Raw genomic sequence first — 25,924 nt, 5'->3', positions numbered from 1 at the left:
GACCATGTCCAGCGTCCCGTGGCTGACGATTGTCGGGCTCATCCCGCTCGTCGGCGCGCTCCTCGTCGCCTTCGTGCCGGGCACGGCCGAGAACGCCAAGCGGATGGCGCTCGGGTTCTCCCTCGTCACGCTCGTCGTCGGCATCGTCGCGGCGACGCAGTTCGACCGCGCGTCGAGCGCGCAGTTCCAGCTCGGTGAGCAGCACTCGTGGATCCCGCAGTTCGGTGTCTCCTACGCCCTCGGCGTCGACGGCATCGCCCTCGTGCTCATCCTCATGGCACTCGTCCTGACACCGGTCTGCCTGCTCGCGGCCTGGCACGACGTGCCGGTGGAGGCCGGGCCGCGCGGTGCGCAGCGCGCCAAGACGTACTTCGCGCTGCTGCTCGTGCTCGAGACGTTCATGGTCGGCGTCTTCGCCGCGACCGACGTGTTCCTCTTCTACGTCTTCTTCGAGGCGATGCTCATCCCGGTCTACTTCCTCATCGGCCGCTTCGGCGGGCCGCGCAGGCAGTACGCCGCGATGAAGTTCCTGCTCTTCTCGCTCGCCGGTGGGCTCATCATGCTCGTCGCCGTCATCGCGCTCTACCTGCAGGGCCCGGGCGGCGCCGACGGCTTCCTCATCAGCCGCCTCACCGGCCTCTCGCTCGACCCGACCACCGAGCGGCTGCTCTTCTTCGGCTTCTTCTTCGCCTTCGCGGTCAAGGCGCCGATGGTGCCGTTCCACACCTGGCTGCCCGATGCCGCCACCGAGTCCTCGCCCGCCACGGCGACGCTCCTCGTGGGCGTCCTCGACAAGGTCGGCACGTTCGGGATGATCCGCTTCTGCCTCCAGCTCTTCCCGGAGGCGAGCCAGTGGGCCACGCCGCTCGTCGTCGCCCTCGCTGTGCTGTCGGTCATCTACGGCGCGCTGCTCGCCATCGGCCAGACCGACATGATGCGCCTCGTGTCGTACACCTCGGTGAGCCACTTCGGCTTCATCGTGCTCGGCATCTTCGCCTTCACCAGCGTCGGCCACTCGGGCTCGACCCTCTACATGGTCAACCACGGGTTCTCGACCGCGGCGCTCTTCCTCTTCGCGGCCATGCTCGTGCGCCGTCGCGGGAGCAAGCGCATCCCCGACTTCGGCGGGTGGCAGCGCATCACGCCCGCTCTCGCCGGCATCTTCCTCGTCGCCGGCCTCTCGGGCCTGGCCCTGCCGGGCCTGGCGAGCTTCGTCTCGGAGTTCCTCGTGCTCGTCGGCAGCTTCTCGACGCAGCCAGTGGCCGCCGTCATCGCGACGTCCGGCATCATCCTCGCGGCGCTCTACATCCTGCTCATGTACAAGAAGATCGCGACGGGGCCGAGGCCCGAGGGCCTCGTGGGCGCACGGGAGTACGACCGGCTCGACGACTCGGGCCGACGCGGCCTCACCGTCGTGCGTGACCTGACGACTCGGGAGAAGCTCGTGGCCGCGCCGCTGCTGGCCGCGTTCCTCGTGCTCGGCTTCGTGCCCAACCTCGCGCTCGACGTCATCAACCCGGCCGTCGACAAGACCCTGTCGTTCGTCCAGGAAGCCATCCCGAACCTCAACCCGGCCGGCACCGTGGCCGAAGGGAGCTCGAAGTGACCGCCGTCGCTCCGCTGGCGCTGCCCGCTCTTCCCGCAGCGTTCCAGCAGTCGAACGTCGACTACCTCGCGATCCTGCCGTTGCTCATCGTCTTCGGCACGGCGCTCGTCGGCGTCCTCGTCGAGGCGTTCGCCGCGCGCGAGAAGCGCCACGCGATCCAGGTCGGCCTCGCCGTCGTGGGTCTGCTCGCGGCAGCCGCATCGCTCATCCTCGCGGCGAAGCACCAGGGCGTCACGATGGGCCTGACCGACGGCTCTACCAACCGGCAGCTGTTCGCCCTCGCCATCGACGGCCCGGCACTGTTCATGCAGGGCGCGATCTTGCTCATGGGCGTGCTAGGGGTGCTGACGATGGCCGAGCGGTTCGGTGGTGTGGGTCCCGACGCGTTCACGCCGAGCGGTGCCTCGACGCCGGGCTCGCCGACCGAGTCGGCGGCCGTCCGGGCGGGTGCGCTCACCTCCGAGGTCTTCCCGCTCACGATGTTCGCGATCTTCGGCATGATGCTCTTCCCCACGACGAACGACCTCATCGGCATGTTCGTCGCGCTCGAGGTCCTCTCGCTGCCGCTCTACATCCTGTCCGGCCTCGCTCGTCGTCGGCGCCTGCTCTCGCAGGAGGCCTCGCTCAAGTACTTCCTGCTCGGCGCCTTCAGCTCGGCCTTCTTCCTCTTCGGCACGGCCCTGCTCTACGGCTACGCCGGCTCGGTGTACTTCGGTGACCTGAGCAAGGCCATCGCGAGCGGTCCGCTCGCCATGAACGGCCTGCTCCTGCCGGGTGCGTTCCTCGTCTTCGTCGGCCTGCTCTTCAAGGTCGGCGCGGTGCCGTTCCACGCCTGGACGCCCGACGTCTACCAGGGCGCCCCGACCCCGGTCACGGGCTTCATGGCCGCGTGCACGAAGGCCGCAGCGTTCGGTGCGATCCTGCGCCTGGCGTACGTCGGTCTCGACACGGGTCGCTGGGAGTGGACCAACGCACTCGTCATCGTCGCGCTGCTGACGATGGTCGTCGGCGCGGTCCTGTCGGTGACGCAGACCGACATGAAGCGCCTGCTCGCGTACTCCTCGATCGCGCACGCGGGCTTCATCCTCGTCGGCGTGCTCGCCTTCGACCGCAAGGCCGTCGGCGCTGTGCTCTTCTACCTCGTCGCCTACGGCTTCTCGACCATCGCGGCGTTCGCCATCATCTCCCTCGTGCGCCAGAACGGCGCCGAGGCGACGCACCTGTCGCAGTGGGCGGGTCTCGGCAGGCGCTACCCCGTCGTCGCCGGGGCGTTCGCCTTCCTCATGCTCGCCTTCGCCGGCATCCCGCTGACCTCTGGCTTCGTCTCGAAGTTCGCGGTCTTCTCGGCAGCGGTCGGCACGGGTGGCGCGACGGGCACGGTGCTCGCGGTCGTCGGTGTCGTGTGCAGCGCGATCACGGTCTTCGTCTATGCCCGCGTGATCGTGCTGATGTTCTTCAGCGAGGCTCCCGACGACGGCGTCGAGGTCGTCACGCCGTCGGTGTCGACGACGTTCTCGATCTCCATCGGCACGCTGGTGACGCTCGCCCTCGGTGTCCTGCCGTCGGCCCTGCTCGACCTGGCCGACCGGGCCTCGCAGTTCGTCCGATGACGGCCGGCTCGCCGCTGCACGGTCACGAGGTTCGATGACGACGCACGCCACCCCGCCGGTGCTCGGGATCCCGGGCGTCACCGCGGAGCTGTCGGCGCGCCTGCGCGACGGGCTCGCCCGGGTCGATGCGCTCCTCGCCGAGGTCGTCGATCACGACGACCCGTTCATCGCGCGCGCCTCGGGGCACCTCGTCGAGGCCGGCGGCAAGCGGTTCCGGCCGATGCTCACGCTGCTCGCGGCCGAGCTCGGCGACGGCGTCACCGACGAGGTCGTGGCGGCGGCGGCCGGTGTCGAGCTGACCCACCTCGCTTCGCTCTACCACGACGACGTCATGGACGAGGCGACCGTGCGCCGGGGCGTCTCCTCGGTCAACGCGGCCTACGACAACTCGACGGCGATCCTCGTCGGCGACCTGCTGTTCGGCAAGGCCTCCGAGCTCGTCGCGGGCCTCGGGGCCGAGGCGGTGCTCATCCAGGCGCAGACCTTTGTGCGCCTGTGCTCCGGGCAGATCCGTGACGACCGGCCGTGTCCGGAGGGTGTCGACCCCGTCGACTACTACCTCGGCGTCCTCGCCGACAAGACGGGCGTGCTCATCGCGACGGCGGGGCGCTACGGCGTCATGTTCAGCGGCGGCGCGCCCGAGACGGTCGAGATCATGCGGGCGTACGGCGAGAAGGTCGGGGTGGCCTTCCAGCTCGCCGACGACCTGATCGACATCGCGTCCGACGCCGACGACAGCGGCAAGCTTCCCGGCACCGACCTGCGTGAGGGCGTCGACACCCTGGCCGTGCTGCGCTTCCGTGGCTCGGCCGACCCGACGGTGCCCGCCGACGCCCGTCTGCTCGAGCTGCTGGGCAGCGACCTGTCGGCTGACGACGCCGCCCTGGCCGAGGCGGTCGCGTTGCTTCGCGCCCACCCGGCGCTCGAGCAGGCCCGCGCGGAGACGTATGCCGTCGCCCGCGAGGCGCAGGCACTGCTCGACCCGCTGCCCGACAGCGACGCGAAGACGGCCCTGCAGGCCCTCGCGATGAGCGTCGTCACCCGCGTCGGCTGACTTCACCCGAGCGCCACGTCGAGTGGTCACTCCGGTACGCCCGGTCACGTCGAGTGGTCACTCCCGTACGCCCCGCCACGTCGAGTGGTCACTTGCGTACGCCGGGATGGCGTACGGAATCGACCACTCGACGGTGGGGCGGCCGGGGCTCGGTGCGGAAGTGACCACTCGACGGTGGGGCGGCCGGGGCTCGGTGCGGAAGTGACCACTCGACTGGGGGAGGGGTGTGGTGAGGGCGGGCAGTAGGGTGCTGGGCATGCATCGCCGCCTGTCGCCGCCCGTCGCGGCGCGCCTCTCGGCGGCGACCGCCGACCTGCCCGGACCCCTCGCCGTCGTCGACCTCGACGCCTTCGACGCGAACGCCGCCACGCTCGTCTCCCTCGCCGGTGGCCTGCCGATCCGCATCGCGACGAAGTCGCTGCGCAGCCGGCCGCTCATCAAGCGCGCGCTCGGCCGCGACGGCTTCGAGGGCCTCATGTGCTACGCCGTACGCGAGGCGCTGTGGTGGGCACGAGAAGGGCACGAGGACCTGCTCGTCGCCTACCCCAGCGTCGACGTCCCGGCGCTGACGGAGGTCGCCTCCGACCCGGCCCTGCGGCGAGCCGTCATGGTCATGATCGACAGCGTCGAGCACGTCGACTTCCTCGCCCGCGAGGTCTCGGGACACGAGGGCCTGCGCGTCGCGGTCGACGTGGACGCCTCACTGCGGGTCGGCCCGGCGCACCTGGGCGTGCGTCGCTCGCCCGTGCGCACACCCGCCGACGTCGAGGCCGTCATTCGCCGCGCGCATGAGCGCGGCCTCGTCGTCTCCGGCCTGATGTTCTACGACGCACAGATCGCCGGACTGCCTGACACCTCACCGGTCGTGCGCCGGATGAAGGCGTTCTCGGCCAAGGAGCTGAGCGGCCGTCGCGGCGAGGTCGTCGCCGCGGCCCGCGCACTGGCCGACCTCGAGCTCGTCAACGGCGGCGGCACCGGCAGCCTGCACGTCACCCACCTCGACCCTTGCCTCACCGAGCTCGCCGCCGGCTCGGGTCTGTTCGCCCCGACCCTCTTCGACGGCTACGACGACCTGACCCTGCGACCGGCCGCCTACTTCGCCGCCCCGGTCGTGCGCCGGCCCGGCGAGGGGATGGTGACGGCATACGGCGGCGGCTACGTTGCGTCCGGTCCGCCCGGGTGGTCACGCGTGCCGAGCCCGCTGCCCGAGCACGACCTCGGCCTCATCCGCCGGGAGGGAGCCGGAGAGGTCCAGACGCCGCTCACGGGCCCAGGCGCCGACCGGCTCTCACTGGGAGATCGGGTATGGTTCCGGCACGCCAAGGCAGGGGAGCTGGCTGAGCGCTTCACGCAGTTCGCGCTCGTCAGCGCGGTCGGGGGCGACCGGGTCATCGGGGTGGCCGCGACCTATCGTGGAGAAGGGCACTGTTTTGGTTGAACGCGTCAATGGCGTGGCAGGCGTCGTGCGCAGCGTCGAGTGGTCCAACTGGTCCGGCACCGAGCGCTCGAAGCTCGCCCGCGTGGCGACGCCTCGCAGCGAGTCCGAGGTCGTCGAGGAGGTCGAGCGCGCGGCCGCGCGCGGTCTGCGGGTCAAGGCCATCGGCGCCGGCCACTCGTTCACCGGTGTTGCCGTCACCGACGGCGTGCAGCTGCGCCTCGGGGCCCTGACGGGAGTCACCTCGATCGACTCGACCCGCGGGGAGGCGACGGTCCGGGCGGGTACCCCGCTCCATGTCCTCAACGAGGAGCTGGCGGTGTTCGGCTACGCCCTGCCCAACCTGGGCGACATCGACCGGCAGAGCCTCGCGGGCGCCACCGCCACCGGCACGCACGGCACGGGCCTGCGCGTGCCCGGACTCTCGGCGGGCATCAGGGCGTTGCGTCTGGTGCTCGCCGACGGGTCCGTCGTCACGTGCTCGCCGACCCAGGAGCCCGACCTCTTCCAGGCCGCGCGCCTCGGGCTCGGGGCGCTCGGCATCGTCACCGAGATCACCATCGGAGTCGTGCCGGCGTTCCTGCTTCACGCCGTCGAGAAGCCCGAGCCGCTCCTCGACCTGCTCGACCACGTCAACGTCACGGCCGAGGCCAACGACCACTTCGAGTTCTACTGGTACCCGCACACCGACCGCACCCAGACGAAGCGCAACAACCGGGTCCCCGAGGGCACGCTCAGGCGGCCGCTGCCGACGTGGCGCGAGAAGCTCGACGACGACCTGCTGAGCAACCGCTTCTTCGAGCTGACCAACCGGGTCGCGACGCGCCTACCGCGGTCGACGCGCGGCATCAACGCCGTCGCCTCGCGCGCGCTAACCGAGCGCCAGTACACCGACAGCTCTGACAAGGTGTTCGTCACCCCCCGCGAGGTGCGGTTCATGGAGTCCGAGTGGGCCTTCCCCCGCGCGGCCCTCACCGAGGTGCTGCTCGAGCTGCGCGAGTGGGTCAACACGCACGACGAGCGGATCTCGTTCCCCGTGGAGTGCCGCGTGGCGGCGGCCGACGACGTCTGGCTCTCGACGGCATACGAACGGCAGAGCTGCTACATCGCGATCCACAAGTACCACCGGCAGGAGCGCGGTGCGTACTTCGACGCGTTCGAGGCCATCGCGGTCAACCACGGAGGTCGCCCGCACTGGGGCAAGATGCACACGCAGGGCGCCGGCTACCTCCGGTCGGTCCACCCGCGGTTCGACGACTTCGTGGCCGTGCGTGACCGGGTCGACCCGCGACGTCTCTTCGGCAACCCCTACCTCGAGCGGGTGCTCGGCGACTGACGGTCGGGCCTGACGTGCGCCGTCGAGCAGAACGGGAGGCTTCCCGGGCGCGCCGGGGTGTCGGGGGCCGCCCCTACCGTGGGGGCAGATGCAGTCGAGATCGAGGAGGATGCCGTGCCCCAGCAGAGGACCTATCCCGAGGGCGTCACCTCGTGGGTCGACACCGAGCAGCACGACGTCGAGGCCGCCGCGGACTTCTACCGGGGCGTCATGGGCTGGTCGTACGCCGAGGCGACGCCCCCGGGCGCGCCCTTCCGCTACCTCGTCGCACAGCTCGACGGCAAGGACGTCGGCGCTGTCGGCGGTCCCGCCTCGCCCGGCGGCGGTGACGTGGCGCGGACGGGCTGGAACACCTACGTCGCCGTCGACGACGCCGACGCGGCGGCCGCCCGCATCGAGCAGGCCGGGGGCCTCGTCGTTCAGCCACCGACGGTCGCGGGGGAGGGCGGACGATCGGTCATCGTGCGTGACCCGCAGGGACGACAGCTCGGGTTGTGGGAGGCCAGGCGGCGGCTCGGTGCCCAGGTCACCAACGCGCCCGGGGCGTGGAACTTCAGCGACCTGCACGTCGACGACCCGGAGGCGGCGCAGCCGTTCTACCAGACCGTCTTCGGCTGGGAGTTCTCCGACGTCGGCTTCGCGACGATGATCCGGGTGCCCGGATACGGCGACCACCTGGCCGCCACGGTCGATCCCGGTATCCACGAGCGGCAGTCCGGTGCGGGCGTGCCTCCCGGGTTCGCCGACGCGATCGGCTGGGTCGGGCCGGTGGCTCCCGGCGAGACTCCGGGCTGGCACGTGACGTTCACGGTGGCCGACCGTGATGTGACCGCCGACCGGGTCGCCGAGCTCGGCGGCACGGTGCTGCGCACCAACGACGGCGACTGGACCCGCACCGCGCTGGTGCGCGACCCGCAGGGTGCGGTCTTCACCGCCAGCCAGTTTCTCGGCTGACGCCGGCGGCCCGAGGGCACGGACTGCGCTTCGGGGCGGGGACTGCGCTTCGGGGCGGGGACTGCGCTGCGCCGGGCGGGCCCTGCCCCGAACCGCAGCCTGTGTCCCGAGCCGCGGGTCCGGGCACGAACCCAGCCGCTCAGGTCGCTGCGGCGGGCCGGCCTTCCGTCTCGGGCCGGGTCATCGACAGCACGTCGAGCGCCTCGTCGAGCTGCTGCTCGGTGAGCTTGCCGCCGGAGACGTGACCCTGCTCGATGACGACCTCGCGGATCGTCCGGCGCTCCTTGACGGCCTGCTTGACGACGGCCGCTGCGGCCTCGTAGCCGATGTAGCGGTTGAGCGGCGTGACGATAGAGGGCGAGCCCTCGGCCAGCGCCCGGGCGTGCTCGACCTCGGCCGTGATGCCGTCGACGCAGCGGTCGGCGAGCAGTCGGGCCGTGCTGGCGAGCAGCCCGATGGACTCGAGCACGTTCTTGGCCATGACGGGCAGCATGACGTTGAGCTCGAAGTTGCCGGCCGCCCCCGCGGTCGTGATGACGACGTCGTTGCCGATGACCTGCGCGCACGCCATGAGCGTCGCCTCCGGCACGACCGGGTTGACCTTGCCGGGCATGATGCTCGAGCCGGGCTGCAGGTCGGGCAGGTGGATCTCGCCGAGGCCGGTGCGGGGCCCCGAGCTCATCCAGCGCAGGTCGTTGCAGATCTTCGTCAGGCTGACCGCGACCACCTTGAGGGCGCCCGAGAGCTCGACGACGGCGTCCTGTGCCGACTGCGCCTCGAAGTGGTCGACGGCCTCTCGGAACGGAATGCCCGTGACGGCGGCCACCCGTTCGATGACCTTGCGCGCGAAGCCCGGCGCCGCGTTGAGACCCGTCCCGGCTGCGGTGCCACCCAGCGGCAGCTCGCTCGTCGCGTCTGCCGCGGTGCGCACCCGGCTCGCTCCGAGCTCGATCTGGCGTCGGTAGCCACCGAACTCCTGCCCGAGCGTCACCGGCACGGCGTCCATGAGGTGGGTCCGCCCGGCCTTGACGACGTCGGCGAACTCCGACTCCTTGCGCCCGAGCGCGGTCGCGAGGTGCTCGAGCGCGGGCACGAGCTCGGTGACGGCTGCCGTCGTGGCCGCGATCCGCAGTGCGCTCGGGAACGTGTCGTTGCTCGACTGGCCGGCGTTGACGTGGTCGTTCGGGTGCACGTCGAGGTCGCTCGCGAGGTGTGCGAGCCGGGCGACGACCTCGTTGACGTTCATGTTCGTCGACGTGCCCGACCCGGTCTGGAAGACGTCGACGGGGAAGTGGTCGTCGTGGTCACCGTCTGCGACCTCGCCCGCCGCACGGGCGATGGCCTCGGCGCGGTCGGCGTCGAGCACGCCGAGCTCGGCGTTGACCTCAGCCGCGGCGGCCTTGAGCCGGGCGAGCGCGTGAACGACCCCGGCGGGCACCGGTTGGCCGCTGATCGGGAAGTTCTCGACGGCGCGTGCCGTCTGGGCACCCCAGAGGGCGTCGGCGGGGACCTGCACCTCGCCCATCGAGTCGTGCTCGGTCCGGAAGTCCTGGGAGGCGGCGTCGCTCATGCCTCCATCATGCGCCAGCCCGGCAGCGGCCACCCTCCGAGCCGGCAGCCGGGCCCGACGCGCGCGTCAGGAGCGGGAGCCGGCGTGGTCGTGGTAGCCGTGGCTCGTGCCGGGGCAGCCCTCCGAGCCGGCGCACGACCAGCCCGCCGGAGCCGAGCGCATATGCCGGGTGGCCGGCCTCGCGACCGACCCGGCCTCACGCGCGGTGCCGGCAGCCGCGAGCTCCTCGCCCGCGGCGCCACCCTCCGCACGGGCCGCCGCCTGGGCCGCCGCCTGGGCCGTCACCGCCTCCGAGTCGTCCGGGTTGCGGATGAGCAGCCACGACACGACACCACCGGCGACGAGCAGGCCGGCGCAGAGCAGCATCGCGAAGCGGTACGCCGCCGAGAACGCCTCGGGTCGTGCGTAGTCCGTGCCGCTGAGCCCGACGACGGCCGGCAGAGCGGCGACCGCGAGAAGGCTGCCGGCGCGGGCGACGGCGTTGTTGACGCCACTGGCCACACCGGCATACCGGTCGGGCGCAGCCGCGAGGACCGTCGCGGTGAGCGGTGCGACGAGCAGCACGAGTCCGAGGCCGAAGACCGTGATGCCGGGGAGCACGCCCGCCACGTACGTCGAGCCGGCGCCGACCCAGGCGAGCAGCACCGTGCCGAGTCCGCAGACGACCGGCCCGGCGGCCATCGGCAGGCGTGGCCCGATGCGTGAGGCCAGCTCCCCGCCGCGCGCCGCGAGGAAGAGCATGAGCACCGTCACCGGCAGCGAGGCCATTCCCGCCAGCAGCGGTCCGTAGCCGAGCACCGTCTGCAGCTGCAGGGTGAGGAAGAAGAACACCGCTCCGAGCGCGGCGTACACCAGCAGCGTCATCGCGTTGGCGGCGCTGAACTGGCGTGACCTGAAGAGCGCCGGAGGCACCATCGGGTGGCGGGTGCGGCGCTCGCGGTTGACGAAGGCGGCACCGATCGCGAGGCCGACCGCACTGACCGCCGCTGTCAGGCCCGGCCCGAGCGACTCGTACTGGATCAGGGCGAAGGTCGTGACGCCAAGGGCCAGCGTGGCGAGAAAGGCACCGGCCACGTCGAAGTGGTGGTCGGCACTCTCGTCGCGCGTCTCGGGGACGTGCAGCCACGCGATCCACACCGTCGCGACCCCGAGAGGCACGTTGACGAGGAACGCCCAGCGCCAGCTCGCGTACTGCACGAGCCAGCCGCCGACGAACGGGCCTATGGCAGAAGCGATCCCGCCGAGCCCCGACCACGTGCCGATCGCCTTGCCGCGGTCTTCCGGTCTGAACGACGCCTGGATCATGGCGAGGCTGCCCGGCGTGAGCAGCGCGCCTCCGACACCTTGGAGGACCCGGGCGACGACGAGCTGTCCGGGCGACTGCGCGAGCCCGCACGCGGCGGACGCGAGCGTGAACCACGCGACGCCGACCAGGAAGACCCGGCGCCGGCCGAACCGGTCACCGAGTGAACCGCCGAGCAGGATGAGCGACGCGAGCGCGAGCAGGTACCCGTTGGTGATCCACTGCAGGTCGGCAAGGCTTGCGTCGAGGTCTTCACCGATGCGGACGAGAGCGACGTTGACGACGGTCCCGTCGAGCAGCGCCATCCCCGACCCGAGCACGGCGGCCGCGATGATGAACCGGCCGGTGGTGGACCCCGAGGCGATGACGCTCACCCCCGCAGTCTGTCACCGCAGCCGCGGTGCACGCCTGTTGGCCGACGGTTCAGCGCGGGCAGTCGTCGACGGGCAGGTCGCGGCGGGAGGCGCGGGCGCCGCGCAGGCCCAGGAGCGAGTCGACGGTCAGCACGACGAGTGCGAGCCACACGATGCCGAAGCCGACCCACCGTTCGCGCGGCATGTGCTCGCCGAGGAGCAGCACCGCGCAGAGCAGCTGCATGACCGGGGTGATGAACTGGATGAGCCCGATCGAGACGAGCGGGATGCGACGGGCCGCGGCCGCGAAGCAGAGCAGCGGCACCGCTGTGACGACCCCCGAGAGCACGAGCAGCGAGGTGTGCCAGGGGCCGTGCTGCCCGAACTCGAGGCCACCCTGCGCCCCGACGACGAGCAGCAGCACGACGGCGACCGGCGCGAGCACGACCGTCTCGACGGTGAGACCGTGGATGGCGTCGAGGCTGACGCCGACCTTCTTCTTCGTCAGCCCGTAGAGCGCGAACGACACGGCGAGTGTCAGCGCGACCCACGGCACGCGACCGCCCGTGACGGCGAGGTAGACGCCCGCGACCACGCCGGTCGCGACCGCCACCCACTGGAGCGGCCGCAGCCGCTCACCGAGCACGACGACACCGAGCGCGACCGTGACGAGCGGGTTGAGGAAGTAGCCGAGCGCCGCCTCTGACGTGTTGCCCGACGTGACCGCCGCGACGTAGACGACCCAGTTGACGGCGATGAGGACGGCGGCGGCGGCGGTGCCGGCCAGCAGCCGGGGCCGGCGCAGCAGCGGCCGGACCCAGCCGAGGTCGCGCACGACGAGGAGCACGACGACGCAGCAGAGCAAGGTCCAGAGGATGCGGTGGGCGAGGATCTCCCACGGCCCGGCCGGCCGGAGCACGTCGAAGTAGAGCGGGAAGAGCCCCCAGAGCCCGTATGCCGCGAACCCGAGCAGGGTGCCCCGCCCCACCTCGCCGTGTGGTGCCGTGGGCAGGCCGGAGGGCGCCCCGGTGGTGACGACGGCGTCGGTGCGGTCGGTCGAGGTCACGCCTCCGCGACCCCGCCCGCGCCGGCGGGCGTGCCGACGGTCCACGTGTCGCGACCCGCGAGCAACGCGTCGATGTCGGCGTCGGTGACCTCGCCCGTGCGGGCCGAGGCGATCTGGTCGCGCAGGGCGTCGTCGTAGGTCGGACGCTGCACGTTGCGGAAGATGCCCATCGGCACGTGGCCGAGGTCAGGGCTGTCGAGCCGCGAGAGCGCGAAGGCCGCAGACGGGTCGTCGGCCGAGACGTCGTGACGGACGATGTGTGCCGGGTCGGCGTCGGCGCGAGGCACGACCGCGAGCGAGCCGCGACCGTCGCGGACCACGACGTTGTCGCCCGCGGCGACCTCCTCGCCGTCGGTCAGGTGCAGGATGCGGGCGGCCGCCTCGGTGCGGTCCTTGAGGACGTCGAACACGCCGTCGTTGAAGATCGGGCAGTTCTGGTAGATCTCGACGAGCGCCGAACCGCGGTGCTCTGCGGCCGCGCGCAGCACCGAGGTCAGGTGCTGGCGGTCGGAGTCCATGGTGCGTGCGACGAAGCTCGCCTCGGCGCCGAGGGCCAGGGACACCGGGTTGAAGGGCGTGTCGAGCGAGCCGAGCGGCGTCGACTTCGTGACCTGGCCGACGTGCGACGTGGGGGAGTACTGCCCCTTGGTGAGGCCGTAGATCTCGTTGTTGAAGAGCAGGATCTTGAGGTTGACGTTGCGACGCAGCGCGTGGATCAGGTGGTTGCCGCCGATCGACAGGGCATCGCCGTCACCCGTGACGACCCATACCGAGAGGTCCTCGCGCGTGGCGGCGAGGCCGGTCGCGATGGCCGGGGCGCGGCCGTGGATCGAGTGCATGCCGTACGTGTCGAGGTAGTACGGGAAGCGCGAGCTGCACCCGATGCCCGAGACGAAGACGATGTTCTCGCGCTTGAGGCCGAGCTCGGGCAGGAATCCCTGCACGGCGGCGAGGATCGCGTAGTCGCCGCACCCGGGGCACCAGCGCACCTCCTGGTCGGACGTGAAGTCCTTCTTCGTCAGGGCGGTGCCGTCGGCGAGTCGGGGGACGCCCGCGGTGCCCGAGGCATCCGGGCCGATGGTCGGAAGACCGAGGTCGGTGGTCACTTGGCGGCCTCCTCGAGGGGCGCGTTCGACACGGAAGCCACGGCGGCGGCGATGACGTCGGCGAGCTCGCCGGCCTGGAACGGCAGGCCGCGCACCGACGTGTGCGACTCGATGTCGACGAGGTACTTCGCGCGCAGCAGCATCGCGAGCTGCCCGAGGTTCATCTCGGGCACGATGACGCGCTGGTAGGAGCGCAGCACGTCGCCGGTGTTGGCCGGGAACGGGTTGAGGTGGCGCAGGTGCGCCTGGGCGACGCGGGCACCGGTGGCGCGGGCGAGGCGTACGGCCGCGGCGATCGGGCCGTACGTCGAGCCCCAGCCGAGCACGAGCACGTCGGCGTCGCCGGTCGGGTCGTCGACGCCGAGCGGGTCGATCGTGTCGGCGATGCCGTCGATCTTGGCCTGACGCAGCCGGGTCATGTGGTCGTGGTTGTCGGGGTCGTAGGAGATGTTGCCCGTGATGTCGGCCTTCTCGATGCCGCCGACGCGGTGCTCGAGACCCGGCGTCCCCGGGATGGCCCAGGGCCGTGCGAGGGTCTCGGGGTCGCGGAGGTACGGGTGGAACACCGGCGCGCCCGAGCCGTCGACGGCGTTCGGCTCCGTCGCGAACTCGACCGTGATGTCGGGCAGCTCGGCCGTGCGCGGCAGCCGCCACGGCTCGGAGCCGTTGGCGAGGTAGCCGTCGGACAGCACGATGACCGGTGTCCGGTAGGTCGTGGCGATGCGGACGGCCTCGACGGCGATGTCGAAGCAGTCGGCCGGGGTCGACGGCGCGATGACGGCGACGGGCGACTCGCCGTTGCGGCCGAAGAGCGCCTGGAGCAGGTCGGCCTGCTCGGTCTTCGTCGGCAGACCGGTCGACGGCCCGCCGCGCTGGATGTCGCAGACGATCAGCGGCAGCTCGAGCGACACGGCGAGACCGATCGTCTCGGCCTTGAGCGCGAGGCCGGGACCGGAGGTCGTCGTCACACCGAGGGCACCGCCGAAGGACGCACCGAGCGCCGCGCCGACGCCGGCGATCTCGTCCTCTGCCTGCATCGTCGCGACGCCGTAGCGCTTGAGCCCGGCGAGCGTGTGCAGGATGTCGGAGGCCGGAGTGATCGGGTAGGAGCCGAGGAAGAGCGGCAGGTGCGCGCGGTGCGCGGCGGCGACCAGGCCGAGCGACAGCGCGACGTTGCCGGTGACGTTGCGGTACGTGCCGGCATCCATCCGCGCGGGAGCGACCTCGTAGGAGACGGCGAAGTCCTCGGTCGTCTCGCCGTAGTGGAAGCCCGCCCGCAGCGCGGCGAGGTTGGCCTCGAGGATCTCCGGCTTGTCGGAGAACTTCGCCTTGAGGAAGGACTCGGTGCCGTCCATGGGGCGCGTGTAGAGCCACGAGAGCAGGCCGAGCGCGAACATGTTCTTCGCGCGCTCCTTCTCCTTGCGGGTCAGGTCCGTGAACGACGCGAGCGCCTCGACGGCGATCGAGGTCAGCGCGACGGGGTGCACGTGGTAGCTCTCGAGCGAGCCGTCGTCGAGCGGGCTCGCGACGTAGCCGACCTTCGACAGGTTGCGCTTCGTGAACTCGTCGGTGTTGACGATGATCGTCGCGCCGCGGGGCAGGTCGCCGAGGTTGGCCTTGAGGGCGGCGGGGTTCATCGCGACGAGGACGTCCGGCCGGTCGCCCGGCGTGAGCACGTTGTGGTCGGCGAAGTGCAGCTGGAAGCTCGAGACACCCGGCAGCGTGCCCTGGGGTGCCCGGATCTCCGCGGGGAAGTTCGGCAGCGTGGACAGGTCGTTGCCGAGCAGCGCCGTCTGCGACGTGAAGCGGTCACCCGTGAGCTGCATACCGTCACCGGAGTCCCCGGCGAATCGGATGACCACGCGATCGAGCTTCTGGACCAGTTTGGTGCTCATGCTCTGCGATGTCCTCGAACTTCCATACGATTCACTGCCCGGGGCCCTGTGCGGCGGGCAATTTCCATGGTAGATCGCCTCGAATTCACATTTGCGGAGGTTGCCATTACGTGGACAATTCCCGGCGACAATTCGCGGTGCCGCGCAGGCCACGCGCGGGCGCTGACGCTCGCTGGGTCCCGGCGCAGGAGCGGGACGGCACCACACGGCATACGGAAGGTGCGTCTGGATAGGCTGACTGTCATGTCCGGGTACGTGGCCGTCGCCGCGGTGCTGGGGGCGGGCGTCCTGCTCGTCACCGCCGCGATGCTCGCCCGACGGCTGCTGGCTCCGCGCGCCCCGCACGCGGCGAAGCTGACGACGTACGAGTCGGGCGTCGACCCCGTCGGCGAGGGTTGGGCGCAGACGAAGGTCCGGTACTTCGTCTTCTCCTTCCTCTACGTCATCTTCGCCGTCGACGCGATCTACCTGTTCCCGTGGGCCACGGTGATCCGCGACGCCGCCCTCGGCGGCGCCAGCCTCGTCGAGATGGGCATCTTCATCGGCGTCATCGTGCTCGGGCTGGCGCACGCAGCGCGGCGTGGCCTGCTGAGGTGGGTGTGATGGACCAGCCGACGAGCCAGCCGACGAGTCAGCCGACGAGTCAGCCCACGAGCCAACCGGTCAGCCTGCCGATGCCCACCATCGGGCCCGCGTCGATGGGTGTCCTCGGTGGCCATGCGCCCAAGCCGGTCAAGGTCGTCCTCAACTGGGGCCGGCGCTACTCGCTGTGGGTGTTCAACTTCGGGCTCGCGTGCTGCGCCATCGAGTTCATCGCCGCGTCGATGGGCCGGCACGACTTCATCCGCCTCGGGGTCATCCCGTTCGCACCGGGCCCGCGCCAGGCCGACCTCATGGTCGTCTCGGGCACCGTCACCGACAAGATGGCCCCCGCCATCCGGCGGCTCTACGACCAGATGCCCGAGCCGAAGTACGTCATCTCCTTCGGCGCGTGCTCCAACTCCGGCGGGCCGTACTGGGACTCCTACTCCGTGACGAAGGGCGTCGACCAGATCGTCCCCGTCGACGTCTACGTGCCCGGCTGCCCGCCCCGCCCCGAGGCGCTGCTGCACGGCATCATCCGCCTCCAGGAGCAGATCGCGAGCGAGCGGCTCTCGGCGCACCGGCTGAGCGGCCGGTATGCCGGCACGCGGGTCGCGAGCGCCGGTGACGTCAGCCGTCCGCTGGTGCGGCGTGGCGCGAGGTCCGGGGACGGTGGCAGGTGAAGGTCACCGACGTGCGTGACGTGCCCTTCGGGGAGTGGTCGAGCACTGTGCTCGCACTCCGTGAGGAGGGCTACGCGTACTTCGACTGGCTGACGGCGGTCGACGAGACCGACCGCGAGGGTGACGACGCCGGCTTCGACGTCGTGTGCCACCTCATCGACACGCACGAGCCCGGAAGCCTGCCGTCGGTGCTGGTGCGCACGCGCGCCCCCGAGGGCCTGCCCGTCCCGTCGCTCACCGGGATCTTCCGCGGCGCCGCGTGGCACGAGCGCGAGACCCACGAGATGTTCGGCATCGACTTCGACGGCTTCGACGACGGCACGGGTCTCGGCCTGCGTCCGCTCCTGCTGCCCGACGGCTTCGAGGGGACGCCGCTTCGCAAGTCGTTCGTCCTCGCCGCGCGGGCGTCGAAGGCGTGGCCGGGTGCCAAGGAGCCGGGCGAGGGCCACGACTCCGCGCGCGCCCCGGGCCGTCGCCGGGTGCAGGCGCCGGGCGTGCCGGGCCCCGAATGGGGACCTCGATGAGCGACCTCGCTCCGTGGCTCGAGGTCGTGCTGCGCGCGGCTGCCGTCCTCGCGGCCTTCCTCGTGCTCCCGCTCCTCGTCGGCCAGACCGAGCACAAGGTCATGGCGCACATGCAGGGCCGCCTCGGGCCGATGTATGCCGGCGGCTTCCACGGCTGGGCGCAGCTCGTCGCCGACGGCGTGAAGTTCGTGCAGAAGGAGGACATCACGCCGGCGCGGGCCGACCGGTGGGTCTTCCGGCTCGCTCCGTTCGTGGCCCTGATCCCGTACCTCGTGGCGCTCGCCGTCATCCCGCTCTCGCCGAGGGTCGTCGGAGCCCGCGTCGACGCGAGCGTCGTGCTCGTCCTCGCGGTGATCGGGGTCGGCGTCGTCGGCACCCTCATGGCCGGGTGGGCCTCGGCCAACAAGTACTCCCTCCTCGGCGCGATGCGGGCCGCCGCCCAGCTCGTCTCCTACGAGCTGCCGATGGTGCTCGCCGTGGCATCGGTCGCGCTCGCGGCAGGCACGCTCTCCGTCGTCGGCATCGCCGAGGCGTGGACGCCGTGGTGGCTGCTCTGGCAGGCGCCCGGGGCCGTCGTCTTCCTCGTGTCGGCGCTCGCCGAGCTGCAGCGACCGCCGTTCGACATGCCGCTCGCGGACTCCGAGATCGTCTTCGGCGCCTTCACCGAGTACACCGGGCTGCGCTTCGCCTTCTTCCTGCTCGCCGAGTACGCCGGCATCGTCGTGCTGTCGCTCCTGTTCGCCGTGCTCTTCCTCGGCGGGTGGGCCGGTCCGTTCGAGGGCTGGTTCGGCTGGTTGTGGACGCTGCTCAAGGGCTTCCTCGTCGCCGTCGTCGTCATCTGGCTGCGCGTCTCCTGGCCGCGCATGCGCGAGGACCAGCTCCAGCGCCTCGCCTGGGTGTGGCTCGTGCCCATGGCCCTGCTCCAGGTCGCGATCACCGCCGTCGGGGTGGTGGTGTTCCCATGACCCACGCGACGAAAGGGATGGTGACTGCACATGGCTGACGGCATCCTGCCCGGGCTGGTCAAGGGGCTCGCGACGACCGCGAGGTCCCTGACCCGGCACACGCACACGGCGGAGTACCCCGACGTCTCGCCGGCGCTGCCCCCGCGGTCGCGCGGCGTCATCGCGCTCACGGAGGAGAACTGCACGTCGTGCATGCTCTGTGCGCGGGAGTGTCCCGACTGGTGCATCTACATCGACTCGCACAAGGAGGAGCTGCCGCCGACGACACCCGGCGGCCGGGCGCGCCAGCGCAACGTCCTCGACCGGTTCGCCATCGACTTCTCGCTGTGCATGTACTGCGGCATCTGCATCGAGGTGTGCCCGTTCGACGCGCTGCACTGGAGCCCCGAGTTCGAGTACGCCGAGCTCGACATCCGCGACCTGATCCACGAGAAGGACCGCCTCGGCGCCTGGATGGCCACCGTCCCGCCGCCGGCCGCGCTCGACCCGGGCAGCCCGGACCCGGCCGAGGTCGCCGCCGCCGCTAAGCCCGCCCGCGGGCCCGGCGCCGGACCCGCGGGTGCGCGTGGGGCCGGGGCTGCTGCCCGCCCGGCGCGGGTGCGCGCGGAGCGGACAGCCGAGCGGACCGACGAGCGAACGTCCCAGCGCACCGCCGAGCGCGCCGTCGAGCGGGGCGCCGAGCAAGGCGTCGAGCGGACGGCCGTCATGCCGACCGCGCAGCCTCCGGCCCCGAGGTCTCCGGCCGCGCAGCCCCCGGGGACCGTGCCGCCGGCCTCCGACGTAGAGCAGACGACGGTCCTTCCCGTCTCCGACGCCTCTGAGGCCGCGGACACCGTTGCAGCACAGGGCGACTCGACCCAGGTGCTGCCCACGGTGTCGTCCCAGGAGCCCACACGGTCGGCCGACGAGCCAGGGGCGTCCGACGAGGAGGGCCGCGCGTGACGACCCGCGACATCGTCTTCGTCGCCGTCGGCGCCGTGACCGCCCTGTCGGCCCTGCTGTCGGTGACGACGAAGCACGTGGTGCACGCCGCCCTGTGGCTGCTCGTCTCGCTCGGGTCGCTCGCGGGCGCGTACCTCGTGCTCGGCCAGGAGCTGGTCGGCCTCGTGCAGCTGCTCGTCTACGTGGGCGCCATCGTCGTGCTCGTCCTGTTCGCACTGATGCTGACCCGGGCCCCGATCGGCCCGCACGCCGAGATCGACACCCCAGCCTGGCAGCGCGTGGCCGGCGCCGTGCTCGGTGCCGCGACGACCATCCTGCTCGCGTCGCTCCTGCTGCCCCTCTTCTTCGGCGCGAGGGCCGACCTCGACACCGCCGAGTCGCTGACACCGCAGGTCGCCCAGGCGATCTTCGGCACGTGGGTCTGGCCGTTCGAGCTGCTCTCGGTACTCCTCCTCGTCGCGCTCATCGGGGCGTTCGCGGTCTCGCGTCTCGTCCTGACCCGCGAGGAGGCGCCGACCGTACGCGTCACCACCCACCCGTCGGCATTGGCGGACGCGACCCAGCCGGCGGGGGAGCGCCCGTGATCCATCTCGGGTTCCCGGCTGCGCTCGTCGCCCTGCTCGCCGGCATCGGCGTCTACGGCGTCCTCGCGCGGCGCAACGCCGTCCTGGTGCTCATCGGCGTCGAGCTCATCCTCAACGCCGCGAACCTCCTTCTGGTGACAGCGGGTTCGCGGGCCGGGGCGCCGTTGTCCGCGGGTCCCGTGCTGACGCTCTTCGTCATCACCATCGCCGCAGCCGAGATCACGGTCGCGCTCGCGATCATCCTCGTGCTCTTCCGGCGCAGCGGAAACATCGACCTCACGGCCGTGCCGGACCTCAGTGACGACGAGGACGAGCCCACCGACACGGACGTGCAGCCCGCCATGGACCGAGCGCCGGCTCGGGAGGGGGCCCCGTGAGCTGGATCGTGCGCATGGTCGTCGTGCTCCCGGCGCTCGCCGGGCTCCTGGGCCTCCTCGCCCGCAGGCAGCGGGCCGTCGCTTCGGCCGTCGCGATCTCCGTGTCGGCCTACGTCACCGTCCTGGGGCTCATCCAGTGGATCGCTCCGTCGCGGAGCGCCGACATCGACACCCTCGGGCGCCTGCCGCTCGGCGACCTCGCCGTGCCCCTGCACCTGCTCTCCGACCGCGTCTCGGGACTCGTGTCGTTCGTCGTCGCCCTCGTCGTGCTGGCGATCCAGGTCTTCACGGCGTGGTACCTGCGCGACGACCCGCGCTACGGCCAGTTCGCCGCGACGGTCTCGCTCTTCGCCTCCGGCATGCTGCTCGTCGTCCAGTCGGCCGACCTCGTCCTCATGCTCGTCGGCTGGGAGATCATGGGCTGGTGCTCGTGGCTGCTCATCGGCCACGACAGCGAACGCCCCGCGGCCCGCCGCGCGGCCTACAAGGCCTTCCTGGTCACGCGCGTGGCCGACATCGGCATGGTCGTCGGGATCGTCGCCCTCGCCGCCCGCGCCCACTCGACCGACCTGTTCGCGGTGCTCACGGCCACGGGCGAGCCCGCCCTGCTGACGATCGGGCTGGTCGGCGTCGCGATCGGGGTCGCCGGCAAGTCGGGCCTGGTCCCGTTCCACGACTGGCTGCCTGACGCCATGGAGGGCCCGACCCCGGCGTCGGCGCTGATCCACGCAGCGACGATGGTCGCCGCCGGTACGTACGTCGTCGCCCGGCTCTTCCCGCTCTACGCGGGCCACGACGGCGCGCGTACCCTGCTCGCCGTGCTGGCGGCGGTGACGATGGTCTACGCCGCGCTCTTGGCGTTCGCCCAGACTGACCTCAAGCGTCTGCTCGCCTACTCGACGTTGAGCCAGATCGCTGTCATGCTCGCCGCCCTCGCGGCCGCACCAGCACCCACGCCCACGGACCCGAGGGTGGGCCCGGGCATCGCGCACCTCATCGGGCACGCGTTCTTCAAGGCGCTCCTCTTCCTCGGGGCCGGGTGGCTGTCGGTGCTCACCGGAGCCACGGCGATCGCTGCTCTCCGCGGGCGGCTGCGGCGCACCGGGGCCCTGCGCTGGTCGATGGGCATCGGCCTGGCGGCGCTGGCCGGGGTGCCACCGCTCATCGGCTTCTTCACCAAGGACACCGTCATCGACGCCGCGCTCGAGGGCACGGGGGCCGGTGCCCGCATCGTCGTCGTGGCGCTCTTCGTCACGGTCGTGCTGACCGCCGCCTACTGCACCCGGGCCTGGCTCCTCCTCGACACCCCGGTCGCGGCCACAGCTCCTGCGCCCGACGACGAGACCGCAATCGTGGCCGAGGAGGACGTCGCCGTCGTGACCGCCGCTGACAGCGCCGACGACGCCGAGGTGGAGCGGGTCCACGCCCACGGCCATGAGCCGATCACGCTGCCGGCCGCGTTCGTCGTGTCCGTCCTCGCCGCCCTCACCGTCGTCGGCACCCTCTTCCTGTCGAGCCTGCGCGGCGCAGTCCACGTCGGGCTCGTCGGCGCCCTCCTGTCGGTCCTGCTCGTCGCCGGAGCCGCGCTTGCCGTGTGGGTCCTCAGCGACCGGGGCCGCTCCGACGTGGCGGAGCGCCTGCCCGTCAGCGTGCGCGAGTCCGCGGTGCGCGGCTTCGGTGCCGACACGGCATACGCCGGTTTCGCTCGGGCGGTGACGGCGCTCGCCCGTCTCGTCGTCGTGCTCGACCGCGACGTCGTCGACGCCTACCCGCGGGCCACGGCCGCCGTGGCGCGGGGCGCCGGCAGGGTCGGTGAGCGCAGTCACCGCGCCGTGCCGTCCATGTCCCTCCTCGGATTGCTCTGCGGGGTCGTGCTCGTCGCGGTGCTGGGGGTGGCGGCATGGCGCTGACCCTCCTGCTCCTCGTGCCGTTGCTCGCGGCGATCGCCCTCATCGCGATCCCCGGCGAGTCCCGCGTCGAGCGCGGAATCGCCCTCGGGTCGACCGTCGTGACGGCGCTGCTCGCGGTCGTCGTGGTGTGGGGCCGCCACGAGGTCGACGTGCCGTGGATCCGCTCGCTCGGGGTGCGCTGGCACTTCGGCGTCGACGGCATCTCGGCCGCGCTCGTCCTGCTCACGGCGCTGCTCACCGTGGCCGTGGTCGCCCACGCGCTCGCGGGGCCGATCCCCAAGGGCGGCACCGGCTCTACCTTCCTCGGCTGCATCCTGCTCGTCGAGACGGGCGCGCTCGCGACCTTCCTCGCGCGCGACGCGATCCTCTTCTTCATCGCCTTCGAGGTCGTCCTCGTGCCGATGTGGGTGCTGGTGCGCCGCTTCGGCGACGACCACGTGCGCGACGAGACCCGTGCCGACGCGGCGGGTCGCTTCGTGCTCTTCACGGTGCTCGGCTCGACCCTCATGCTCGTCGGCATCCTCTTCCTCGTGCACCACCAGGGCACGAGCGACCTCACCGTCCTCGCCGACCGGCACGGCGCCGGTATCGCCCGGCCCCTCGAGATCGCGATCGCCTCGCTGCTGCTGCTGGGCCTCGGCATCAAGGTGCCGCTCTGGCCGCTTCACACGTGGCTGCCCTCGGCGCACACCATCGCGCCGACGGCCGGCTCGGTGCTGCTCGCGGCGGTGCTTCTCAAGATGGGCACCTACGGCATCGTGCGGGTCGTCGTCGCGACGGTCCCGCAGGGAGTCGCGGCGCTCAGCCCCGTCCTCGCGGTCCTCGGTGTCGTCGGCATCCTCTGGGGAGGCCTCGCCTGCCTGGTGGAGCGCGACCTCAAGCGCCTCATCGCCTACAGCTCCGTCGCCCACATGGGCTTCGTCGCGCTCGCCATCGCGTCGGGCAGCGAGACCGGCCTGCAGGCGGCCCTCTTCGGCAACATCGCCCACGGCGTCGTCGCCGCACTCCTCTTCTTCGTCGTCGGGGACCTCAAGGAGCAGTGGGGCTCAGCCGACCTGCAGGTGGCACGAGCAGCCTTGCGCGACAAGGCGCCCCGCTTCGGCTTCGTGCTCGTCGTCGGCCTCGCCGCTGCCCTGGGCCTGCCCGGCCTCGTCAGCTTCTGGGGTGAGTTCCTCGCGCTGTATGCCGCGTGGTCGCCCGCACGCGACCGCCCGGTGGCGCTGCTGCGGGTCTGCGTGGTGCTCGGTGCCGCCGGTCTGGCCCTGGCCGCCGCCTACTCGCTGCGCGTCGCCCGCATCGTCTGGGCCGGTGAAGGCAGCGAGGCAGCCGAGGGGCCGGCCGCAGAGCCGGTCGCCGACTCGCGCGGTGCCCGTTGGGCCGTCGCCATGGCCCTCGTCGTCGTCATCGTCGTGCTCGGCCTCGTGCCGCACCTGCTCCTCGGGCTGTCCGACGCAGCCACCACCGGCCTGCTCGCCGGCCTGGGGGTGACGCCGTGAAGGGCCTGACCATCGACTACGGCGTGCTGCTTCCGGCCCTCGCGCCCGTCGCCGGGCTCGTGCTCGTGCTCGTCGCCGACCTCCTCCTGCCTCGGCTGCGCCGCGTGCCGTACGCCATCGCGGGACTCGCCTCGCTCGGGTCAGCGGCGACCACGCTGCCCGGCCTGTCGCTCGGCGGCGGCTCCACGCGCGAGACCTTCTGCGTCACCGGCGGGTTCGGCGCGGGCAGCAGCAGCCTGCCCGCCGTCGACGGGCTGCCGCAGGTCTGTCTCTGGCAGGCCGACGCGCTCGGCAGCACGCTCCAGCTGGCCGCCGCCGTCTCGGCTCTCGTCTGCATCGCCCTCGCGTGGCCGCGCTCGCGCCGACGTCGCCCGACCGACAGCACCCGCGAGCCGGTGGAGGCGGTCCTGCTCCTCGCCGCACTCGCCGGCACCGTCGTCGTCGCGGCCGGCCGCGACGTCGGCACCTGGCTCGTCGCCCTCGAGCTCGCGACCCTGCCGGTCATCGCCCTGGTCGCCCTCTCGGGCCGGCGCTCGGCCGTCGCGGGTGCGACCCAGCTGCTCGTCACGTCTCTCGTGTCCTTCGCGCTGCTCGTCCTCGGCGTGGCGCTGTGGTTCGCGGCGACGGGCAGCCCGTTCCTGACGCCCGACGCTGCGCTGTCGTCGGCAGGCGCGTTCTCGGCGGCCGGCACGGCACCGACCGTCGTCGTGTGGCCGTCGGTGTCGGCGGGGCTCGTCGCGCTCGCCACGGTGCTGGTCCTGGCGGGCATCGGCTTCAAGCTCTCGCTCGTGCCCTTCCACGCGTGGACGCCGACGGCATACGCCGGCTCGTCCGTGCCTGTCGCGACCTTCCTCGCCACGGTGTCGAAGATCGCCGCCCTCGCCGCCCTGCTCGTCGTGCTGCGGGCGGTCGCCGTGCTCGGCACGCCGGCGCTGCTGTCGATCGCGGTGCTCGCGTCGCTCAGCATGACCCTCGGCAACGTCATGGCCCTGCGCCAGGACGACGTCGTGCGCCTCCTCGCGTGGTCGACCGTCGCGCAGGCCGGCTGGGTCGTGCTGCCGCTCGTCAGCATCTCCGCGCTCGGCGTGGGCGCGAGCGCGACCTACCTGCTCACCTACGTCGTCGCCACGCTCGTCGCGTTCGCGGTCGTCGCCGTCACGCTGCGCGACCGGCCGCACGACGGGCGCACCATCGCCGCCTACGAGGGACTCTGGCAGCGCAGCCCGTGGCGGGCCGGTGCCCTCGCGCTCGCCCTGACCTCGCTCGCCGGTCTCCCGCCGGGCATCATCGGCCTCGTCGGCAAGATCACCGCGTTGCAGCCCGTCGTCGCCGAGGGGTGGATCTGGCTCGCGGTCGTGGCCGCCGTCAACGCGGTCATCGGCGTCGCGGTCTACCTGCGCTGGCTGCGCGCCGTCATCACCGCCGACGCGTCGGCGGCCGCCTTCGGCACGGTCACGCGGCGGCCGGTCATGGTCGCCGGGCTCGTCGTCGCAGCAGCCGTCCTCGTCGTCGTCAGCGTGCAGCCGGACCTGCTTCTTCGTCTCCTCGGCTGACGTCGCCGCCCCTGGTGGCGGGGAGACGTCGCGCTGACGACAATCCTCCACGGGCCTCTGCGCCGGCCGTCCAGCAGCCTCCCAGCGAGCGCCCAGTGGGAACACCCTCCCGCACCTGCTCGTTCACCCGACATGCACAACCACTTCAACGGGCTCAAGACAGCCGCCCTCTTCGGCGGCATCTGGGCCCTCCTGCTCGGCATCGGCGCGCTCGTCGGCGGTGGGCGGTTCATCTGGGTCTTCGCGCTCATCGGCGTCGCGACGACCTTCTACGGCTACTGGAACAGCGACAAGCTCGCGATCCGTGCCATGCACGCCTACCCGGTGTCGGAGGCCCAGGCGCCGGCGATGTACCGCATCGTCCGTGAGCTCTCGACCGCCGCGGGCAAGCCGATGCCGCGCCTCTACATCTCGCCCACCCAGGCCCCCAACGCGTTCGCGACCGGCCGCAACCCGCAGAACGCCGCCGTCTGCTGCACCGAGGGCATCCTCGGCCTGCTCGACGAGCGCGAGCTGCGCGGCGTGCTCGGCCATGAGCTCATGCACGTCTACAACCGCGACATCCTCACCAGCTCGGTCGCGGCCGCCATCGCCGGCGTCATCACCTCGATCGGCCAGATGCTGATGTTCACGAGCATGTTCGGCGGCGGGAGCTCTGACGAGGACCGCCCGAACCCGATCGCGCTGCTCGCGATGAGCCTGCTCGCGCCGATGGCCGCCGTGATGATCCAGATGGCCATCAGCCGCACCCGCGAGTACGACGCCGACGAGGACGGCGCGAGGCTCACCGGCGACCCGCTGGCCCTCGCCTCCGCGCTGCGCAAGCTCGAGTCAGGGGTCGCACGGGCGCCACTCGCCCCGCAGCAGGACATCGTCAACGCAAGCCACATGATGATCGCCAACCCCTTCCGGGCGCAGGACGTCACGCGTTTCCTGTCGACCCACCCGCCGATGGACCAGCGCATCGCGCGCCTCGAGAACCTCGCGGGGGGCCCCCACCGGTCCTGAGGGTCACGGCGC

General features: G+C 72.0%; 22 protein-coding genes. 17 read left to right on the top strand and 5 right to left on the bottom strand.

Translation table 11 applies throughout. The features are described from left to right. Nucleotides 1–4 precede the first annotated feature (4 nt). The 6 genes from H9I49_RS13220 to H9I49_RS13195 all read left to right on the top strand — a co-directional run bounded on the left by H9I49_RS13220 (nucleotide 5) and on the right by H9I49_RS13195 (nucleotide 7,995). Nucleotides 5–1,606, top strand: a complete 1,602-nt coding sequence (locus H9I49_RS13220; protein WP_188031218.1) for an NADH-quinone oxidoreductase subunit M — start codon at nucleotides 5–7, stop codon at nucleotides 1,604–1,606. After that, the gene (gene nuoN / locus H9I49_RS13215) at nucleotides 1,603–3,216 is read left to right on the top strand and encodes an NADH-quinone oxidoreductase subunit NuoN (RefSeq protein WP_188030832.1); all 1,614 of its coding nucleotides are present in this window, start codon (nucleotides 1,603–1,605) and stop codon (nucleotides 3,214–3,216) included. Before H9I49_RS13220 ends, nuoN begins: the two co-directional genes overlap by 4 nt. A gap of 34 nt (nucleotides 3,217–3,250) precedes the next feature. After that, the gene (locus H9I49_RS13210) at nucleotides 3,251–4,270 is read left to right on the top strand and encodes a polyprenyl synthetase family protein (protein WP_188030831.1); all 1,020 of its coding nucleotides are present in this window, start codon (nucleotides 3,251–3,253) and stop codon (nucleotides 4,268–4,270) included. 256 nt (nucleotides 4,271–4,526) lie between these two features. After that, the gene (locus H9I49_RS13205) at nucleotides 4,527–5,708 is read left to right on the top strand and encodes an alanine racemase (RefSeq protein ID WP_188030830.1); all 1,182 of its coding nucleotides are present in this window, start codon (nucleotides 4,527–4,529) and stop codon (nucleotides 5,706–5,708) included. A gap of 13 nt (nucleotides 5,709–5,721) precedes the next feature. Further along, nucleotides 5,722–7,041 carry a D-arabinono-1,4-lactone oxidase gene (locus tag H9I49_RS13200; protein ID WP_188030829.1) on the top strand — a complete coding sequence of 440 codons (1,320 nt, stop codon included), beginning with the start codon at nucleotides 5,722–5,724 and terminating at the stop codon, nucleotides 7,039–7,041. A gap of 114 nt (nucleotides 7,042–7,155) precedes the next feature. Next, nucleotides 7,156–7,995: a VOC family protein gene (locus tag H9I49_RS13195; protein ID WP_188030828.1), complete on the top strand. Its 840-nt coding sequence runs from the start codon at nucleotides 7,156–7,158 to the stop codon at nucleotides 7,993–7,995. Nucleotides 7,996–8,134: 139 nt separating this feature from the next. On the opposite strand, the gene H9I49_RS13190 is transcribed toward H9I49_RS13195, so the two are convergent. The 5 genes from H9I49_RS13190 to H9I49_RS13170 all read right to left on the bottom strand — a co-directional run bounded on the left by H9I49_RS13190 (nucleotide 8,135) and on the right by H9I49_RS13170 (nucleotide 15,288). After that, complete coding sequence (locus H9I49_RS13190) at nucleotides 8,135–9,565, bottom strand: aspartate ammonia-lyase (protein ID WP_188030827.1); 1,431 nt, start codon at nucleotides 9,563–9,565, stop codon at nucleotides 8,135–8,137. Between the two features lie 66 nt (nucleotides 9,566–9,631). After that, nucleotides 9,632–11,242 carry an MFS transporter gene (locus H9I49_RS13185; protein WP_188030826.1) on the bottom strand — a complete coding sequence of 537 codons (1,611 nt, stop codon included), beginning with the start codon at nucleotides 11,240–11,242 and terminating at the stop codon, nucleotides 9,632–9,634. Between the two features lie 49 nt (nucleotides 11,243–11,291). Continuing rightward, entirely contained in the window at nucleotides 11,292–12,233 is a 942-nt protein-coding gene (gene rarD / locus H9I49_RS13180; protein WP_223128744.1) for an EamA family transporter RarD, read from the bottom strand. A gap of 50 nt (nucleotides 12,234–12,283) precedes the next feature. Beyond that, on the bottom strand, nucleotides 12,284–13,393 hold the full coding sequence (locus H9I49_RS13175) for a 2-oxoacid:ferredoxin oxidoreductase subunit beta (RefSeq protein ID WP_188030825.1): 1,110 nt from the start codon (nucleotides 13,391–13,393) through the stop codon (nucleotides 12,284–12,286). Further along, a complete protein-coding gene (locus tag H9I49_RS13170) occupies nucleotides 13,390–15,288 on the bottom strand; it encodes a 2-oxoacid:acceptor oxidoreductase subunit alpha (protein WP_188030824.1) in 1,899 nt (632 codons plus the stop codon). Before H9I49_RS13170 ends, H9I49_RS13175 begins: the two co-directional genes overlap by 4 nt. 243 nt (nucleotides 15,289–15,531) lie before the next feature. Here H9I49_RS13170 and H9I49_RS13165 point away from each other — a divergent pair, with 243 nt between their 5' ends. From H9I49_RS13165 to htpX, 11 genes are all read left to right on the top strand, one after another. Beyond that, nucleotides 15,532–15,891 carry an NADH-quinone oxidoreductase subunit A gene (locus H9I49_RS13165; protein WP_188030823.1) on the top strand — a complete coding sequence of 120 codons (360 nt, stop codon included), beginning with the start codon at nucleotides 15,532–15,534 and terminating at the stop codon, nucleotides 15,889–15,891. Continuing rightward, entirely contained in the window at nucleotides 15,891–16,553 is a 663-nt protein-coding gene (gene nuoB, locus H9I49_RS13160) for an NADH-quinone oxidoreductase subunit NuoB (RefSeq protein ID WP_188030822.1), read from the top strand. Before H9I49_RS13165 ends, nuoB begins: the two co-directional genes overlap by 1 nt. Next, nucleotides 16,550–17,077, top strand: a complete 528-nt coding sequence (locus H9I49_RS13155; protein WP_188030821.1) for an NADH-quinone oxidoreductase subunit C — start codon at nucleotides 16,550–16,552, stop codon at nucleotides 17,075–17,077. Before nuoB ends, H9I49_RS13155 begins: the two co-directional genes overlap by 4 nt. Then, on the top strand, nucleotides 17,074–18,042 hold the full coding sequence (locus tag H9I49_RS13150; protein ID WP_188030820.1) for a complex I subunit 1 family protein: 969 nt from the start codon (nucleotides 17,074–17,076) through the stop codon (nucleotides 18,040–18,042). Before H9I49_RS13155 ends, H9I49_RS13150 begins: the two co-directional genes overlap by 4 nt. 30 nt (nucleotides 18,043–18,072) lie before the next feature. Continuing rightward, entirely contained in the window at nucleotides 18,073–18,984 is a 912-nt protein-coding gene (locus H9I49_RS13145; RefSeq protein WP_188030819.1) for an NADH-quinone oxidoreductase subunit I, read from the top strand. After that, nucleotides 18,981–19,568: an NADH-quinone oxidoreductase subunit J gene (locus tag H9I49_RS13140; RefSeq protein ID WP_188030818.1), complete on the top strand. Its 588-nt coding sequence runs from the start codon at nucleotides 18,981–18,983 to the stop codon at nucleotides 19,566–19,568. Before H9I49_RS13145 ends, H9I49_RS13140 begins: the two co-directional genes overlap by 4 nt. Then, nucleotides 19,565–19,945 carry an NADH-quinone oxidoreductase subunit NuoK gene (gene nuoK / locus H9I49_RS13135; RefSeq protein ID WP_188030817.1) on the top strand — a complete coding sequence of 127 codons (381 nt, stop codon included), beginning with the start codon at nucleotides 19,565–19,567 and terminating at the stop codon, nucleotides 19,943–19,945. The genes H9I49_RS13140 and nuoK overlap by 4 nt, the downstream gene beginning before the upstream one ends. Then, a complete protein-coding gene (locus tag H9I49_RS13130) occupies nucleotides 19,942–21,855 on the top strand; it encodes an NADH-quinone oxidoreductase subunit L (protein WP_188030816.1) in 1,914 nt (637 codons plus the stop codon). The genes nuoK and H9I49_RS13130 overlap by 4 nt, the downstream gene beginning before the upstream one ends. Continuing rightward, nucleotides 21,846–23,351: a NuoM family protein gene (locus tag H9I49_RS13125; protein ID WP_188030815.1), complete on the top strand. Its 1,506-nt coding sequence runs from the start codon at nucleotides 21,846–21,848 to the stop codon at nucleotides 23,349–23,351. Before H9I49_RS13130 ends, H9I49_RS13125 begins: the two co-directional genes overlap by 10 nt. Next, nucleotides 23,348–24,904: a proton-conducting transporter membrane subunit gene (locus tag H9I49_RS13120; protein ID WP_188030814.1), complete on the top strand. Its 1,557-nt coding sequence runs from the start codon at nucleotides 23,348–23,350 to the stop codon at nucleotides 24,902–24,904. Before H9I49_RS13125 ends, H9I49_RS13120 begins: the two co-directional genes overlap by 4 nt. 132 nt (nucleotides 24,905–25,036) lie before the next feature. Further along, nucleotides 25,037–25,912, top strand: a complete 876-nt coding sequence (htpX, locus tag H9I49_RS13115) for a zinc metalloprotease HtpX (RefSeq protein WP_188030813.1) — start codon at nucleotides 25,037–25,039, stop codon at nucleotides 25,910–25,912. The last annotated feature ends 12 nt before the right edge of the window (nucleotides 25,913–25,924 follow it).

The organism is Terrabacter sp. MAHUQ-38 (genome assembly GCF_014518425.1).
Taxonomy (GTDB): Bacteria; Actinomycetota; Actinomycetes; order Actinomycetales; family Dermatophilaceae; genus Terrabacter.
This window is presented reverse-complemented; position numbering and strand designations above follow the sequence as displayed.